Origin of the sequence: Planotetraspora mira (assembly GCF_016863275.1) — a bacterium.
Taxonomy (GTDB): Bacteria; Actinomycetota; Actinomycetes; order Streptosporangiales; family Streptosporangiaceae; genus Planotetraspora; species Planotetraspora mira.
Genome location: NZ_BOOO01000020.1, coordinates 207799 through 222558, shown reverse-complemented (window position 1 = coordinate 222558; position 14760 = coordinate 207799). Strand labels below are relative to the sequence as shown.

General features: G+C 69.4%; 16 protein-coding genes. 8 read left to right on the top strand and 8 right to left on the bottom strand.

The genetic code is table 11. The features are described 5' to 3' along the window. Window positions 1-3: 3 nt before the first annotated feature. Both Pmi06nite_RS20710 and Pmi06nite_RS20705 read right to left on the bottom strand, forming a co-directional pair. The gene (locus Pmi06nite_RS20710) at window positions 4-1011 is read right to left on the bottom strand and encodes an S-adenosylmethionine:tRNA ribosyltransferase-isomerase (RefSeq protein ID WP_203954703.1); all 1008 of its coding nucleotides are present in this window, start codon (window positions 1009-1011) and stop codon (window positions 4-6) included. Further along, on the bottom strand, window positions 1008-1691 hold the full coding sequence (locus tag Pmi06nite_RS20705) for an SDR family NAD(P)-dependent oxidoreductase (RefSeq protein ID WP_203954702.1): 684 nt from the start codon (window positions 1689-1691) through the stop codon (window positions 1008-1010). Before Pmi06nite_RS20705 ends, Pmi06nite_RS20710 begins: the two co-directional genes overlap by 4 nt. A 123-nt stretch (window positions 1692-1814) precedes the next feature. Between Pmi06nite_RS20705 and Pmi06nite_RS20700 the strand changes: the two genes are divergently transcribed. Both Pmi06nite_RS20700 and Pmi06nite_RS20695 read left to right on the top strand, forming a co-directional pair. Continuing rightward, window positions 1815-2951, top strand: a complete 1137-nt coding sequence (locus tag Pmi06nite_RS20700; protein ID WP_203954701.1) for a GAF domain-containing sensor histidine kinase — start codon at window positions 1815-1817, stop codon at window positions 2949-2951. Then, on the top strand, window positions 2948-3565 hold the full coding sequence (locus Pmi06nite_RS20695; RefSeq protein WP_203954700.1) for a response regulator: 618 nt from the start codon (window positions 2948-2950) through the stop codon (window positions 3563-3565). Before Pmi06nite_RS20700 ends, Pmi06nite_RS20695 begins: the two co-directional genes overlap by 4 nt. A gap of 4 nt (window positions 3566-3569) precedes the next feature. Here Pmi06nite_RS20695 and Pmi06nite_RS20690 read toward each other — a convergent pair whose 3' ends face one another. Further along, window positions 3570-4301: an Rv1486c family protein gene (locus Pmi06nite_RS20690; RefSeq protein ID WP_239114060.1), complete on the bottom strand. Its 732-nt coding sequence runs from the start codon at window positions 4299-4301 to the stop codon at window positions 3570-3572. A 63-nt stretch (window positions 4302-4364) separates the two neighbouring features. Between Pmi06nite_RS20690 and Pmi06nite_RS20685 the strand changes: the two genes are divergently transcribed. The 4 genes from Pmi06nite_RS20685 to Pmi06nite_RS20670 all read left to right on the top strand — a co-directional run bounded on the left by Pmi06nite_RS20685 (window position 4365) and on the right by Pmi06nite_RS20670 (window position 7267). Further along, entirely contained in the window at window positions 4365-5153 is a 789-nt protein-coding gene (locus Pmi06nite_RS20685) for an ABC transporter ATP-binding protein (RefSeq protein WP_203954699.1), read from the top strand. A gap of 90 nt (window positions 5154-5243) precedes the next feature. After that, window positions 5244-6188 (top strand): SPFH domain-containing protein, encoded by a 945-nt coding sequence (locus Pmi06nite_RS20680; protein ID WP_203954698.1) that lies wholly within the window; start codon window positions 5244-5246, stop codon window positions 6186-6188. Between the two features lie 80 nt (window positions 6189-6268). Then, window positions 6269-7015: a sulfite exporter TauE/SafE family protein gene (locus Pmi06nite_RS20675; RefSeq protein ID WP_203954697.1), complete on the top strand. Its 747-nt coding sequence runs from the start codon at window positions 6269-6271 to the stop codon at window positions 7013-7015. A 6-nt stretch (window positions 7016-7021) separates the two neighbouring features. Beyond that, a complete protein-coding gene (locus Pmi06nite_RS20670) occupies window positions 7022-7267 on the top strand; it encodes a DUF8836 family protein (protein WP_239094757.1) in 246 nt (81 codons plus the stop codon). Between the two features lie 25 nt (window positions 7268-7292). On the opposite strand, the gene Pmi06nite_RS20665 is transcribed toward Pmi06nite_RS20670, so the two are convergent. From Pmi06nite_RS20665 to Pmi06nite_RS20650, 4 genes are all read right to left on the bottom strand, one after another. Next, window positions 7293-8111, bottom strand: coding sequence for a Rieske (2Fe-2S) protein (locus tag Pmi06nite_RS20665; RefSeq protein WP_239114059.1), 819 nt, complete (start codon window positions 8109-8111; stop codon window positions 7293-7295). 243 nt (window positions 8112-8354) lie between these two features. Continuing rightward, the gene (locus Pmi06nite_RS20660) at window positions 8355-8906 is read right to left on the bottom strand and encodes an HD domain-containing protein (RefSeq protein WP_203954784.1); all 552 of its coding nucleotides are present in this window, start codon (window positions 8904-8906) and stop codon (window positions 8355-8357) included. Window positions 8907-9024: 118 nt separating this feature from the next. Continuing rightward, window positions 9025-11187 carry a molybdopterin-dependent oxidoreductase gene (locus Pmi06nite_RS20655; protein WP_203954695.1) on the bottom strand — a complete coding sequence of 721 codons (2163 nt, stop codon included), beginning with the start codon at window positions 11185-11187 and terminating at the stop codon, window positions 9025-9027. 162 nt (window positions 11188-11349) lie between these two features. Next, window positions 11350-11556 carry a hypothetical protein gene (locus Pmi06nite_RS20650; RefSeq protein WP_203954694.1) on the bottom strand — a complete coding sequence of 69 codons (207 nt, stop codon included), beginning with the start codon at window positions 11554-11556 and terminating at the stop codon, window positions 11350-11352. A 452-nt stretch (window positions 11557-12008) separates the two neighbouring features. On the opposite strand from Pmi06nite_RS20650, the gene Pmi06nite_RS20645 reads away from it, so the two are divergent. Then, the gene (locus Pmi06nite_RS20645; RefSeq protein ID WP_239114058.1) at window positions 12009-12887 is read left to right on the top strand and encodes a helix-turn-helix domain-containing protein; all 879 of its coding nucleotides are present in this window, start codon (window positions 12009-12011) and stop codon (window positions 12885-12887) included. A 60-nt stretch (window positions 12888-12947) separates the two neighbouring features. After that, window positions 12948-13154: a DUF397 domain-containing protein gene (locus tag Pmi06nite_RS20640; protein WP_203954692.1), complete on the top strand. Its 207-nt coding sequence runs from the start codon at window positions 12948-12950 to the stop codon at window positions 13152-13154. 114 nt (window positions 13155-13268) lie between these two features. Here Pmi06nite_RS20640 and Pmi06nite_RS20635 read toward each other — a convergent pair whose 3' ends face one another. Beyond that, a complete protein-coding gene (locus Pmi06nite_RS20635) occupies window positions 13269-14717 on the bottom strand; it encodes a catalase (RefSeq protein ID WP_203954691.1) in 1449 nt (482 codons plus the stop codon). Between the last annotated feature and the right edge of the window lie 43 nt (window positions 14718-14760).

Genomic DNA, 14760 nt, shown 5'->3' with positions numbered 1-14760 from the left:
GGATCAGACGATCAGGTGGGTGTCCCCGAACTCGTGCCACAGGTAGCCCTCTTCCAGAGCGGCCGCGTACGAGCGCGACAGCAGCGGTTCGCCCGCGATCGCCGACAACATCATCAGATGGCTCGACCGCGGCTCGTGCAGGCCGGTGATCAGGCCGTCGACCGCCCGGACGCCCCCGGCCGGAGTGACGATGTGTGACGTCCATCCGTCGGCCGCCCGGACGGGGCCGTCCAGCGCGGCGGATTCCAGCGCTCTGACGACGGTGGTCCCGACGGCGACGACCCGGCCGCCGGTCTCCCGCGTGAGACGCACCAGGTCCGCCGTCCGCCGCGGGACGGAGAACCACTCGGGATAGGGCGGTTCGTCCTTCTCCGGCGAGGCCACGCCCGTGTGGAGGGTGATGGGCGCGACGGTGACCCCCCGGGAGACGAGGCCCGCCACCAGTTCGGCCGTGAACGGGCGGCCCGCGCTCGGCATCTCCGCGCTGCCCGGCTCCACGGCGAACACCGTCTGGTAGTCGGAGAGCGGCCAGTCCCGCCTGACGTAGGAGTAGCGGATGGGCACGCCGTGCTCGCGCAGGTACGCCGGGACGTCGCGATCGAGAGTGGCCCGCCACAGTCGCGGCGTCTGCCGCGCGATCAGCCGCAGGGTGGCGCCGCCGGGAAGCGGCAGCCACTCCCCGGGAGCCCCGCCGGAGTAGGGCTCGGTGGAAGTGGCCGTCAGGCGCCGGAGTTCGACCAGCCGATCGCCGGACGGCGACGTGCCGGAGAAGTGGACGGCGAGCCGGTCGAGTCGCACGGCCGCGGGCAGGGTCGCGGAGTTGTTGACCACGAGCAGATCACCGGGGGAGAGGATCCCCGGAAGGTCCGCGAAGGTGTGATGGGTGATCTCCCCGGTGTCGCGGCGGGAGACGAGCAGCCGCACCTCGTCCCGCCGCAGGCCGCGTGCCTCCGGCGGCTCGTGCGCCTCCCGGACGGGCGGAAGGGCGAAATCGACGCTTCCTGGATTCATTCGAGTGCTCCTGTCGCGATGGCGAGCGCCTCGCGCGTGAAGCGGCCGCTCTCGGGGCGGATCGTGACGAGCCGGGTCAGCGCGGAGGCGACCGTGTCGGGGGAGGGAGCCGAGGCGGCCTCCCCAGGCCCGACGGCGTCGGCGAGCATGCGGGTGTTCATCTCGCCCGGATCGACCCACCAGACCGCGAGGTCCCGCTCCTCGGCGGCGAGCACGTGGGACAACTGGTCGAGGGCCGCCTTCGTGGCGCCGTAGCCGCCCCAGCCCTCGTAGGCCTCGACGGCGGCGTCCGAGGAGATGCCGAGCACCGCCCCCTTCCGCTTGCGCAGGGCGGGCAGCGTCGCCTGCACCAGCGCGAGGGGCGCGATCACATTGGTCTCCACGAGCCGGCGGAGCCCGGCGAGCGGGAGGTCCGCGAGTGGAGGCAGGGGGACGGGTCCGAGGTCGCTGGCATTGTTGACCAGCAGGTCCAGCTCCGGCGCGGCTTCCGCGAGCCTGGCGACGTGCGCGGGATCGGTGATGTCCCCGGCGATCGCCTCGGCGTTGAGGTCGAAGGCCGCGGAGAACAGGTCCTCCTCACCTCTCGCGGTGAGGAGCAGGGACCAGCCGTCGTCGGCGAGGGCCTTGGCGAGGGCCAGTCCCAGCCCTCGGGAGGCCCCGGTGATGAGTGCCTTCTTCATGACCTCACGCTAAGAAGAGGGCGCGGACCGTACATCGGGCCGTGGACCGGGCTTCGGGTCGGCAGTTCGGCCTAGGGCCGACGACCGAGGCCCGTCGCCGTTCCACCGCCTAGGGTGAGGTGCGTGTCGGAGGAAACGAGCGAGCCCGGTCGTGACGCCGTGCTGCACGCCGTCAGCTCGGCCGTGCTGGCCGTCACCCGGCATCTGTCCGTCCGTGAGGTGCTCCAGGTCATCGTGCGGTCGGCGGCGCGACTTCTCGACGCCCGCTATGCGGCGCTGGGCGTGCCGGACGATCAGGGCGCGTTCGCCGAGTTCGTCGCCGAGGGCATCACGGACGAGCAGTGGGAGGCCATCGGCCCGACGCCGCGGCAACACGGCATGCTCGGGGCGATGCTCCGCGAGGGCACGCCCGTCCGGCTCGCCGACATCCGCAGGGACCCCCGGTTCGAGTGGTGGCCGCGGGCCCACCCCGTTCTCAAGGACTTCCTCGGCGTGCCCATCCAGGACGGCGAGGAGGTGCTGGGGATCATCTTCCTGTCCAACAAGAAGACGCCGGGAGGGTTCACCGAGGCGGACGAGGACCTGCTCACGATGTTCGCCGCCCACGCCGCGATCGCCCTCACGAACGCCCGCCTGTACGAACGCGGCAGGGAACTGACGGTCGTCGAGGAGCGGACGCGGATGGCCCGCGACCTCCACGACTCCGTCAGCCAGAAGCTGTTCTCGCTCCGGCTCACTGCGAGGGCCGCCGCGTCGCTGATGCGGTCCGATCCCGAGCGTGCCGCGAGGGAGATCGATCAGGTGGAGCGGATGGCCGGGGAGGCGCTGGCCGAGTTGCGAGCGGTGATCGTCGAGCTCCGCCCGGCCGAGCTGGACCGGCACGGGCTCGTCGAAACCCTCCGCAAGCACGCCGACCTGCTCGATCGCCTGCATCCCACCTCGGTCACGTTCACCTTCGACGGTGACCCGCCCGGCGATCTGCCGGCGCTGGCCGAGATCGCCGTCTTCCGGGTCGCGCAGGAGGCGCTGCACAACGCCCTGCGGCACGCCTGCGCCACGAGCGTCGCCGTACGGGTCTCGCACGACCCGCCGAGGCTGGTGCTCGAGGTGAGCGACGACGGGATGGGGTTCGACGAGGCCGGCGGGCGCGGGCTGGGCCTCGCCTCGATGAACGACCGAGCCGAGGCCGCGGGCGGGTCGCTCACGGTGGTCTCCCGACCGGGTCACGGCACGATGATCCGTCTGGAGGTGCCCGCGTGATCCGGGTGCTGATCGCCGACGACCATCCCGTCGTACGGCAGGGCCTGCGCACGTTCCTGGACGTCCAGGACGATCTGACCGTGATCGGCGAGGCCGCCGACGGCGAGGAGGCCGTGGCGATGGCCGAGTCCCTCACGCCCGACGTGCTGCTGCTCGACCTCAGGATGCCCGTCCTCGACGGGCTGGGGGCGCTCGGCCGGCTGGAGGGTCTCGGCGTGCGGGTGATCGTCCTGACGTCGGTGAGCGACCCCGTCGACGTGGCCCCGGCGATGCGGGCGGGCGCGGCGGGCTTCCTCTACAAGGACGTCGACCCGGCCGCATTGGTCCAGGCCATCAGGGCCGTCCACGGTGGCCAGGTCCTGCTGGCGCCGGACGCCGCCGTGGCCATGCTGTCCGGCCCGGGCCCCGCGCCGGACGCCATGGCCGTCCTGACGGAGCGGGAACTCGAGGTGCTGCGGCTGATCGCGACCGGCTGTTCCAACCGGGAGATCGCCCGTGAGCTCCTCGTGGCCGAGAAGACCGTGAAGACCCACGTGTCCAACGTCCTGATGAAGCTCGGTGTCCAGGACAGGACCCAGGCCGCCCTCTACGCCGTCAGGCACGGCCTCGCGTGACCGGCTAGATCTGCGGCTGGCCGGACTCGACGATGGCGTGATGGGCGGCCACACGGGCCCGCCGTACCGCCCTGTCGAGGTCGCGGAGGGCCTCACCGCGCGTCGCGAGCTGCCCCGACGTGAGGCCGCGCTCGTCGGCCAGGCGCAGGGCGAGGGCGAGCCGTGCGGCGAGGGTGCCGACGCGGTGCGCCCGGCCCGGATACCCGGGGGCGAGGGCGTCGTCGACCGTGTCGAGCGCGGGGAATCCCTGTGCCGGCCCCTCGACGCCGAGCAGCGCCTCGGTGGCCGCCCGCATCGCCGCCGACAACACCTGCTCGGCCTCGGCGAGTGAGGGGAGGCTCGGCACGGCGGTCGAGGCGTCGCACGCGGTCCAGAGGATGCCCTGGTAGGACGATCCCCTTCTGTCGTCGGCGGGCACGAGACCGAGGCAGCGGCCCGGCAGGACGGCCACCGCGGCCTGGCCGGCGTCGATGGCGGCGCCGTTGAAGGCGGGGGGTCCTGTCAGTCCGAGGGGATCGCCGGGGATCGGGAGGGCCAGCCGGAACGAGCTGAGCCCTTCGATCCGCTGGTCCACGAGAAAGGCGCGGAGCGTTGTCTCGCCCGCTTCGGTTGCCACCACTTGGGGGCCCGCCGCCCGCTCGACGCGGTCGACGGCCTCGTCGAGGCCGACGTGCCCGGCCAGCCAGGCGTTGCCCCACGAGACGAGGGTGGCGGAGATCGGTGAATCGATGCGCACCCGATCCACGATAAGTGTTCGGGCCTGTCATAGTTGGTGGAGCATTCACGGGAGGGGGACCACATGGGCGGTCAGGTGCTTCGGTTTCAGGACGTGGCCGTCCGCAGGGACGGCGCGGCGCTGCTGCGCGGCATCGACTGGACCGTGCGCGAGGACGAGCGCTGGGTGATCATCGGTCCCAACGGCGCGGGCAAGACCACGCTGCTCCAGGTGGCGGGTGCGCTGATGTATCCCACCGAGGGTGCGGTGGACGTTCTCGGCGAACGGCTCGGCCAGGTGGACGTCTTCGAGCTGCGGACGAGGATCGGCCTGGCCAGCTCCGCGCTCGCCGAGCGGGTGCCGCCGGACGAGAAGGTCATCGACCTCGTGCTCACGGCCTCCTACGCCATCCTCGGGCGGTGGACGGAGGAGTACGACTCCCACGACGTGACCCGCGCGGTCGAGCTCATCGACCAACTCGGTTGCGCCCACCTCATCCGTCGGCGCTTCTCCACCCTCTCCGAGGGGGAACGCAAGCGTGTCCAGATCGCCAGGGCCCTGATGCCCGACCCCGAGTTACTGCTCCTGGACGAGCCCGCCGCCGGGCTCGACGTGGCCGGCAGGGAGGACCTGGTACGCCGCCTCGGCACGCTGGCCCAGGACTCCAAGGCCCCGACGATGGTCCTGGTCACCCACCATGTCGAGGAGATTCCCGCCGGGTTCACCCACGCGATGTTGCTCCGCCACGGCTCCGCGGTCGCCCAGGGACCGATCGAGTCGGTGATGACCTCCGACAACCTCTCCCACACGTTCGGCGTGCCCCTGGCGCTCGACCGGAGCACGACGGGCCGCTGGTACGCCCGGCCGTACTGAGATCCCCAACTCTCCGACATCAACGCTTAATCCGCGCGTAAAGCCGAAACGGCATATCCTCCAGTCAGGGTTCACAGACTGGAGTGTCGGATGGGTCAGCTCATCGCCGCCGTAGTCGTGGTGGCCGTCGTGGGATTCGCCCTGGCCCGGACGATCCGGATCGTTCCCCAGGCCACTGCCTGCATCGTGGAACGTTTCGGTCGTTATCACCGCACTCTGCATGCCGGTCTCAACATCGTGGTGCCGTTCATCGACCGGATCAAGGTCGAGGTCGATCTGCGTGAGCAGGTCGTCACGTTCCCGCCCCAGCCGGTGATCACCTCGGACAACCTGGTCGTCTCGATCGACACGGTCATCTACTTCCAGGTCACCGACCCGAAGGCGGCGACCTACGAGATCGCCAGCTTCATCGTCGCCGTCGAGCAGCTGACCGTGACGACTCTGCGCAACGTGGTCGGCGGCATGGACCTGGAGCGCACGCTGACCTCACGCGAGGAGATCAACACCGAGTTGCGGGGAGTGCTGGACGACGCCACCGGCAAGTGGGGCATCCGCGTCAATCGCGTGGAGCTCAAGGCCATCGACCCGCCTGCCTCGATCCAGGACTCGATGGAGAAGCAGATGCGGGCCGACCGCGACAAGCGGGCAGCGATCCTCGCCGCCGAGGGGCAGAAACAGTCCGCCATCCTCACCGCGCAGGGCCAGCGGGAGTCGGCCGTGCTCAAGGCCAAGGGCGAGGCGGAGGCCGTCGTGCTCCGCGCTCAGGCCGACGCGGAGGCCCAGGCCATGCGGGCCAAGGGCCAGGCCGACGCCATCTCGATGGTCTTCCGCGCCATCCACGAGGGCAAGCCCGATCAGCGGCTGCTGGCCTACCAGTACCTCCAGACGCTCCCCGAGATCGCCAAGGGCGATGCCAACAAGGTCTGGATCGTCCCCTCGGAGATGAACAAGGTCCTCGAGAATCTCGGCGGCCTGTTCTCCGCGCCGAAGGAGCAGTCGCACACCGACCAGAACGGTTCGACCGCCACCCCCTGACCGGTGATCAGGGGGCGCTCGCGCTCCTGTACGGCCCGCCGCCTACGATCAGGCGTTAGCCGTACGAGGGAGTAGCACTTTTGACGCCGTTGGACGCCGCCGCCGTGTTCGCGGCCGGCATTGGAGCCGGTGCGATCAACGCAGTGGTGGGGTCGGGGTCACTCATCACCTTCCCGACCCTGCTGGCCGTGGGCGTCCCGCCCATCGTGGCCAACGTGTCCAACAACATCGGGCTGGTACCCGGCGGCATCACCGGCGTGCTGGGCTACCGCGCCGAGTTGAGCGGCCAGCGGAGCCGCCTGCTCCGGCTCGCGATCGCCTCCGTGCTGGGCTCGCTGGCCGGCGGGATCCTGCTCCTCACGCTGCCGGAGGGCGCCTTCCCGGTGATCGTGACCGTGCTCATCGCGGTGGCCTGCGTCCTGGTGCTCCTCCAGCCGAAGCTGAGCCGGTGGCTGACCGGCCGGCGGGTCCACCCCCACGGCGGGCCCTGGTTGTGGCTGGGCGTCCTGCTGGCGGGCGTCTACGGGGGCTATTTCGGCGCCGCCCAGGGGATCGTGCTGATCGGCCTGCTCGGGGTGTTCCTCGACGAGCACCTGCAACGGATCAACGCCGCCAAGAATCTGTTGTCCCTGCTGGTCAACACCACGGCCGCCGTGCTGTTCATTCTGGTGGCGGACGTGGACTGGATCGTCGTGCTGCTGGTGGCGGTCGGCTCGGCCGTGGGCGGGTTCTTCGGCGCCCGCGTGGGCCGCAGGCTTCCCCCGGCGCTCCTCCGCGGTTTCATCGTCTGCGTCGGAGTCGCGGCAATAGTGAAGCTGATGTCGTAAAAGGGTATGTACGCCCTTATGAAGGGCGACTGGGTGGAGATCGTCATTGATGCGGGGGGAACTCCGCGTACCTACGAGGTGATCGCGACGAGGGCGGGCCGCCGCGTCGAGATCAGCACGGGCAGGGGCATCGTCGAGGTCAGCGAGGTGACCAGGACGGGCACGCAGGTCCGCACAGCCCGGTTCATGTCCTCGAGGATCCTCGCCCTGGTGGAGCACCCCGCGGACGGTCCGAAACCCGACGAACTCTGAGCACCGGGTCGCGGCGTGGGTGCGTTCAGTCGGCGGGACGGACCTGAACGACGCCGTCCTGCCGTAACCGCGTCCTGAACGCGGGCTGCTTCGCGGTCGCCGGGCCGTGCACGACCGAGCCGTCGGAGATGCGGAAGACGCTGCCGTGCCAGGGGCACACGATGCAGGGGTCACCGTCCTCGACGGTGACGCGGCCCTGGTGGAGCGGCCCGGCGAGGTGGGAGCAGCCGTCCGCGAGCACGCTCACGCCGTCGCCCAGGCGGAGCACGAACAACTCGATGTAGCCGAGGCGCCTTCTGACCGGACGCCCGTTGGGCAGGTCCTTGAGCGAGCAGAGATCGTGCCAGCCGAGCGGCACCAGGTGGCTGACCGACTCGGCGTGGTTCGCCCCCGCGGCCTGACGGTAGGCCATGTGACCGCCGAGATAGGCGCCCACGGAGACGGCGCCGAGGCCGGTGAACGCCAGGGCCCGGCCGGTCCGCTCGCGACCCGCCATCCGCATCAGCAGCGAGCCGGTGTAGAGACCGGTGGCGGTGAGATTCGTGATCGCGTGGACGAAGCCCACCCGTTGCTGCTCCCGGTGCAACGTCGACCAGTCGGCCAGGCCGGCGGTCGCCGTGGGCAGGGCCATGCCGACGCCGGTCGCGATCAGGGTCCGCGACGCCCGCGGATCCGACCGGGTGACGTCGAGGACCGCCGACGCGATCCAGCAGCCCGCGCTCACCATCGCCATCGCGGGATGCAGCGGGTGTCCCAGAGGAACCCCGTGAAGGACGTCCCTGAGCCTGCTCGGGCCCAGTCTGCGGCGTATGGTCTTGGACAGCGCGTTGACCGGCCGATCCATGGCGGTCGTCCGTTCCAGCCCGTCGAGGAGGTTCGGCGATGGGACAATTCGTGGCAGCCGGCCCGTCCGTCGCGGCCTTGTCGTCTTCTCCATCATTCGCCCCCTTAACACGGACCACGTACCCGCCCGCCACGGCCACGAACATGGGGCGGCACGCCGGAACGGACCCTCAGCAGGGCCTCCGCAGGGCCCCAATGGGATCGTCGTGGGGTATTCGTGAGGGTGGCGGAGTCTCAGGGGGTCTCAGGGGGCGAGGTGGCCGTTGGCCACCGACGACTCGATCAGCCGGGCCGCGAACTCGCCCAGAGCCGGCGAACCCTCCGTGATGATCTGCACCTTCTCCAGCACCTGGCGGGCGGTCACCTTGTTCAGGGCCCAGGACCCGCCCTCGTTGTGGTGGTTGGCCAGGATGGGCGCGAGCCGGTCGAGCGCCTTGGCGAAGCGCGCCTCACGCGTGCGGCGCTCCTCGAACTCGTCCCAGAGCGCCCGCAGCCGCCTGCACTGGTCCTCGGGGAGCATTCCGAAGATCCGGTCGGCCGCCGCCTGCTCCAGCGCGGCCTGGCCTTCGACCGCCACGGTGTCGTAGATGTAGGTGTCCCCCGCGTCGATCTCCACGATGTCGTGCACCAGCAACATGGCGACGACCTTGTCGAGATCGGTTCCCGGCGGGGCGTGCTCGGCCATGACCATGGCCATCATGCCGAGATGCCAGGAATGCTCGGCGTCGTTCTCCCGCCGTGAGCCGTCGATCAGCGTGTTCCGGCGGATGATGCGCTTGAGCTTGTCGATCTCCATGGCGAAGGTGATCTGGGCGTCCAGCCGTTCCTGGAGAGCGATCGTCACTCTCGAAAGCCTAACGCCCTGTGATCACCGCTCGCCCGCTTCTCCGGCGATTGCTCGTATCGGGGACGGCTCAGGGCACGACGATCACGACCGGAACCCCGTTGAAGACGGCGTTCCCGGAAAGGGGATCCACGACCGTCTCGTCGGTGAGGGTGTTGGCACTGAACCCGGCATTCTCGGCCGCGACGGCCTGGGTGCTTCCGTCGTGGCCCCAGCCGTGCGGCAGGCTCACCACGCCCGGCATGATCGAGTCCGTCGGTTCGAGGGGCACGGCCAACTCGCCCGCGGCCGAGCGGACCAGCGCCTTGTCGCCCAGCCCGAGCCGGGTCACGTCGGCGGGGTTGATCTGGAGCGTGCAGCGGTTGCTGCCGCCGACCAGCGGTCCGATGTTGTGCAGCCAGCTGTTGTTCGACCGCAGGTGGCGCCGGCCGATCAACACGAACTCGGGTGCCGTGCGGCCGAGCCCGGCGCGGAGCCGTACGAGATCGTCGAGCAGGGGAGCCGGTGCGAGCTCGACGAGGCCGGACGCGGTGCTCAGAAGGCCGGGAAGGCGCGGCTCCAAGGGGCCCAGGTCGAGCCCGTTCGGGTGCCGGCGAAGCTCGGCGAGCGACAGGTCGCCGCCGTTCCACTCGCCGTAGGGGCCCAGCCGCAACATCGCGTCGAGCCGCGACTCGGCTCCGTTCGTCCCGCCCAACTCCGCGCGGAGTTCGGCGGGGTCACGGCCGGCGAGAGGGCCCGTGTCGGCCGCCGCCCGCACCATCTGGTCGAGGATCAGCTCGTCGAGCAGTGCCGGATCGGCGTCCACGCCCTGCCCGGACGCGATCATCGCCAGGCGGGCGAGGATCTCCGCCTCCGACGGCCGCCCGTCGAGGGGCAGCGCGGGCGGCGAGTAACGCGCGTAGTTCCGCACAGCGAAGCCGAGCAGCGCGAAGTCGTAGTGGCCCGACTGCAGAACCCTCGGCGGCGGAAGGATCACATCGGCGTGGCGGGTGGTCTCGTTGAGGTAGGGGTCCACGCTGACCATGAACTCCAGACCGGGCAGCGCCCGGTCCAGCCGCGTGCCGTTCGGTGCGGACAACACGGGGTTGCCCGCCACCGTGATCAGAGCTCTGACCTGGCCTTCGCCGGGGGTCTCGATCTCGTCGGCGAGGGTCGCGACCGGCAGTTCGCCGTTCGCCTCCGGCAGCCCGCGCACCCGGCTGTGCCACCGACCGGTCCGGTACGGCCGGCGCCGCGCGGGCCCCTCTGTGGCGGGCCGGGGGAACATCGCGCCGCCGGGACGGTCGAGGTTGCCGGTCAGCACGTTGATCACGTCGACCAGCCACTGGGCCAGCGTCCCGAACTCCGCCGTGCACGTGCCGATGCGGCCGTAGACGGCCGCGGTGGGGGCGGAGGCGAGTTCCCGCGCGAGCCGTACGATCACCTCGGCGTCGACGCCGCAGGCCTGCGCGCAGGCGGCCGGAGGGAAGTCGGCGAGGGCGCGGTCCACCTCGGCCAGGCCGGCCGCGGGAACCGTCACCGTGACGAGGTCCTCCGCGATGAGCGTGTGGGCGATGCCCGCGAGCAGGTAGGCGTCGGTGCCCGGGCGGATGAAGACATGTTCGTCGGCCAGGGAGGCCGTCCGGGTCCGCCTCGGATCGACCACGACGAGCCTGCCTCCGCGCCCGCGCAGCGCCTTCAGCCGGCCGGGGAAGTCGGGCGCCGTGCACAGCGAGCCGTTGGACTCCAGCGGGTTGGCGCCCAGCATGAGCAGGTAGTCGGTGCGGTCGAGGTCGGGCACCGGGATCGACAGCGGGTGGCCGAACATCAGGCCGCACGACACGTGCTTGGGCATCTGGTCGGCGGTGCTGGCGGAGAAGACGTTCCTGGTTCCGAGCGCCCGGACGAGAGGCGTGCCGTACAGGGCGCCCGCCATCGTGTGGGCGTTCGGGTTGCCGAGGTAGATCGCCCGGCTGGGGCCGGGGATCCGGGAGAGGCCCCGCTCGACGGCCGCGAAGGCCTCATCCCAGGAGACCTCCCGCCATCCGCCGTCCGTGCGGACCAGGGGCGTATGAAGACGGTCGGGGTCCTCGTCGAGACGGCCGAGCGAGGCGCCCTTGGGGCAGATGAACCCCTTGCTGAAGGGATCGTCCCTGTCGCCGCGCACCTCGGTCACATGCCCCGAGTCGTCAAGGGTGATCTTCAGGCCGCAGACGGCCTCGCACAGCGGGCAGGTCCGGTGGACGGTCTCCATTCGCGGCCTCCAGGGTCCGGGAGTCGAACCCATCCTTGACCGGTGATCCCTGCTGAGGGAAGCCCTAGAACCGAATGAAGTTCTAGGGCCTCCCCGCGCCCTGACGCCCCCGCGGTGCGTCTGGGCGCGTCCGTGGGGCCCGCGGACGGCGGGCATGCCCCGTCACGCGGTGAAGGCGCGGCCGACTTCCTCGAGTTCGCGTACGAGATCGAACCGCGGATCGCGGTAGTGCCGGGCGCCGAAGCCGGTCCGGTTCACCGTCCAGCGGAGTTCGTACGCCCAGCCGTCCTGGTCGGCGCAGAGCGCTCGATCCGCCATGTTCATGTGGGTCTTGATTAGTAATAACCAATTGGTACCGTGGGGATGCATGGAGACTCCTTTTCGGGTGGCTTCGAGATGGAGTTCTCGTTTCTGCTCGCCGGGTCGGCAGGTGGCAGCCTTTCGGCCCGGCTTTAACAAAGCCCGCGAACGGGGCTGTCGTGATGCGAGCGACCAGGTCGCCGTCGCTAGGCACGTGATGATTCCCGGTGGCCGGACGCCTCCCCGTCGTCGCGATATCCGCGAAGGGCGACACCGTCGTCGGGTACGGATGTTGCCCATGTGAAAGAAGCGGTCCGCCGAGCCGTTCGCCGCATTTTCATCGGCGCCTCCCCGAAATTCCGGGAACCCCTCCCGCATCGATCGTGACCCAGGAGGGATATCGCTGCAATACTTGGCGAAAGGAAACTTGCAAGGATCTTTTAGGCGTGCGGTGCATGTGTCGGTGCAATTTGCACTATGCTCCGCGAAGCGGCCCAGACGAAGGCGCGCGCCCGCTTGGCGTGACCAAGGAGGTCGGCGGGGTGCCGGATCATGGCAGTCCCACCGTTCGCCGGCGAAGGCTCGGTCAGGAGCTTCGCCGGCTGAGAGAGCGCGCCGAGTTCACCGGCGACCAGGTCGCCGCGCAGCTGGGCTGGTCGGCGGCGAAGGTGAGCCGGATCGAGACGGCCAGAACCTCGCCGCGCGAGGCCGACATCGAGGCCATGCTCGTGATCTACATGGTAGATTCGCGCCAGCGCCATGAGCTGCTTGCCCTGCACCGGGATGCGACCCGAAAGGGCTGGTGGGAGGAGTATCGGGACTCTCTGCCGAAGGAATACACCACTTTCCTGGGGCTGGAGGCCGAAGCCACGGCGGCACGAGACTGGGAACCCCAGGTGGTGCCGGGCCTGTTCCAGACGGAGACATACGTCCGAGCCATGATGGAAAGCGGACAGCGGAGCACTCTCGAAGCGCCAGGTGGGGTCCGGAGCCGGATCGAGGTCCGGATGGCCCGGCAAGAGTCCGTCCTCGGCACCCAGAGTCCGCTGAACCTCTCCGTCGTGCTCGAGGAGTCGGTGCTGCTGCGTCGTTTCGGGGACGACGAAGTGATGAGCGAGCAACTCGGACGGCTGATCGAGGTCTCGGAACTCCCCAACGTCCAGTTGAGGATCCTCCCTCTGGATGCCGAGCATCCGATCAACACGGGAGCCTTCAGTCATCTCAAGGTGCCCGAATTCCATGACGTGGTGTATCTGGAGGCGCTCCTCGGCGGACGCCTGGTCGAGGACGAGGCCATCGTGTACCGCTACGAGGTCGCTTTCGATTACCTGGAAAGCAAGGCATTGGACGTCGAGGCTTCTCGGAAATGCGTAGAAAAACGTCTTAGCCACTGGCGATGAGCCATCCTGAGCCGCCTCGGAAGCCCCGACAGGGATCACCCCGGGGGGAGAGACCAATAAATGAACTCTACGGATCTGCCGGGCGCTGTCTGGTGGAAGAGCACGCGCAGTGCCAACAACTGTGCCTGTGTTGAAATAGCCGTTTTGTCGGACGGCCAGGTCGGCGTTCGTGACAGTAAGAACCAGGAGGGGCCCGTCCTCGTTTTCACCCCGGTGGAATGGGACGCCTTCATCGGTGGAGTCAAGGACGGCGAGTTCGACATCTAGGCGAGCCGCCGCTCGACGTCCTGAGAATGCGGCGGATCACCACGCGTGCGACACGCGCGTGCGGCTTGCGCCCAAGGAGACAGGCACAAGCCGCACGCTGTGAGGGGACGGGGGTCAGGCGAGACCCAGGCCCTGGGCGACGCCCTGGCCGAGGTCCTTGTGCACGTTGGTCCAGTAGTCGACCACGCGCTTCCTCATGTCGCCGGTGACCTCGGGAGCCGAGGCGTGGCCGACGATGTTGCTCACCAGGTGGGCCCGGTCGGTGTCCGACAGGACGTTCTCCCACAGGGCGCGCGGCTGAACGAAGTCGTCGTCCTCGGCGTGCTTCACGTACGCGCTGCGGATGATCTCGCCGGCGACCTGGTGGCTCTCGCCCGCGAAGATCGACGGATCGGCGGCCGGGCCACCGACGGAGTTCGGCGCGTAGACCGGGTCGCTCGAGTTGCTGAAACGCATCGAGCCGTCCTTGTTGTAGCTGTGGACGGGCGACTTCGGCGCGTTGACGGGCAACTGCAGGTAGTTGGTCCCGATGCGGTAGCGGTGGGCGTCCGGGTAGGAGAACAGCCGGCCCTGGAGCATCTTGTCCGGGGAGGGCCCGATGCCGGGGACGAGGTTGGCCGGCTCGAAGCCTGCCTGCTCGACCTCGGCGAAGTAGTTCTCCGGGTTCCGGTTGAGCGTGAACCTGCCGATCGTGATCTCGGGGTAGTCGCTGTGCGGCCACACCTTGGTCAGGTCGAACGGGTTGAAGCGGTAGTCCGCCGCGGCCTCGAACGGCATGATCTGCACGTTCACCGTCCAGGACGGGTGGTCGCCGTTCTCGATCGCGGTGTGCAGGTCACGGATGTGGTGGTCGGCGTCCTGCGCGACCAGTGCGCCCGCCTCGGCGGCGGTGAAGTTCTCGATGCCCTGGTCGGTCTTGAAGTGGTACTTCACCCAGAACTTCTCGCCGGCCGCGTTGTACCAGAGGAACGTGTGCGAGCCGAAGCCGTGCATGTGCCGCCAGCTCTTCGGCGTGCCGCGGTCGGTCATCAGGAAGGTGACCTGGTGCGCCGACTCCGGCGAAAGCGTCCAGAAGTCCCACTGCATGTTGTTGTCACGCAGGTGGGTGTCCGCGCGGCGCTTCTGGCTGTGGATGAAGTCGGAGAACTTCGAGGGGTCGCGGATGAAGAAGATCGGCGTGTTGTTGCCGACGATGTCGTAGTTGCCCTCTTCGGTGTAGAACTTGATCGCGAATCCGCGCGGGTCACGGGCGGTGTCCGCACTGCCGAGCTCGCCCGCCACCGTGGAGAAGCGCAGGAAGAGGTCGGTCTCCTTGCCCTTCTGGAAGAGGTCGGCCTTGGTGAACTGGCTGACGTCCTCGGTGATCTGCAGGATGCCGTGGGCGCCGCCGCCCTTGGCGTGCACGACCCGCTCGGGCACGCGCTCGCGGTTGAACTGGGCCATCTTCTGAATGACGTAGTGGTCCTGCATCAGCAGGGGCCCGTTGGGGCCGACGGACAGCGAGAACTCGTCGCTGGGAGCGGGGATCCCTGCGTCTGTGGTGGTTATCGGCCTGTCGGTCATGGGGTTCCCTCCGAGATGTGCTTTCAAAAGATGCGGATCCATA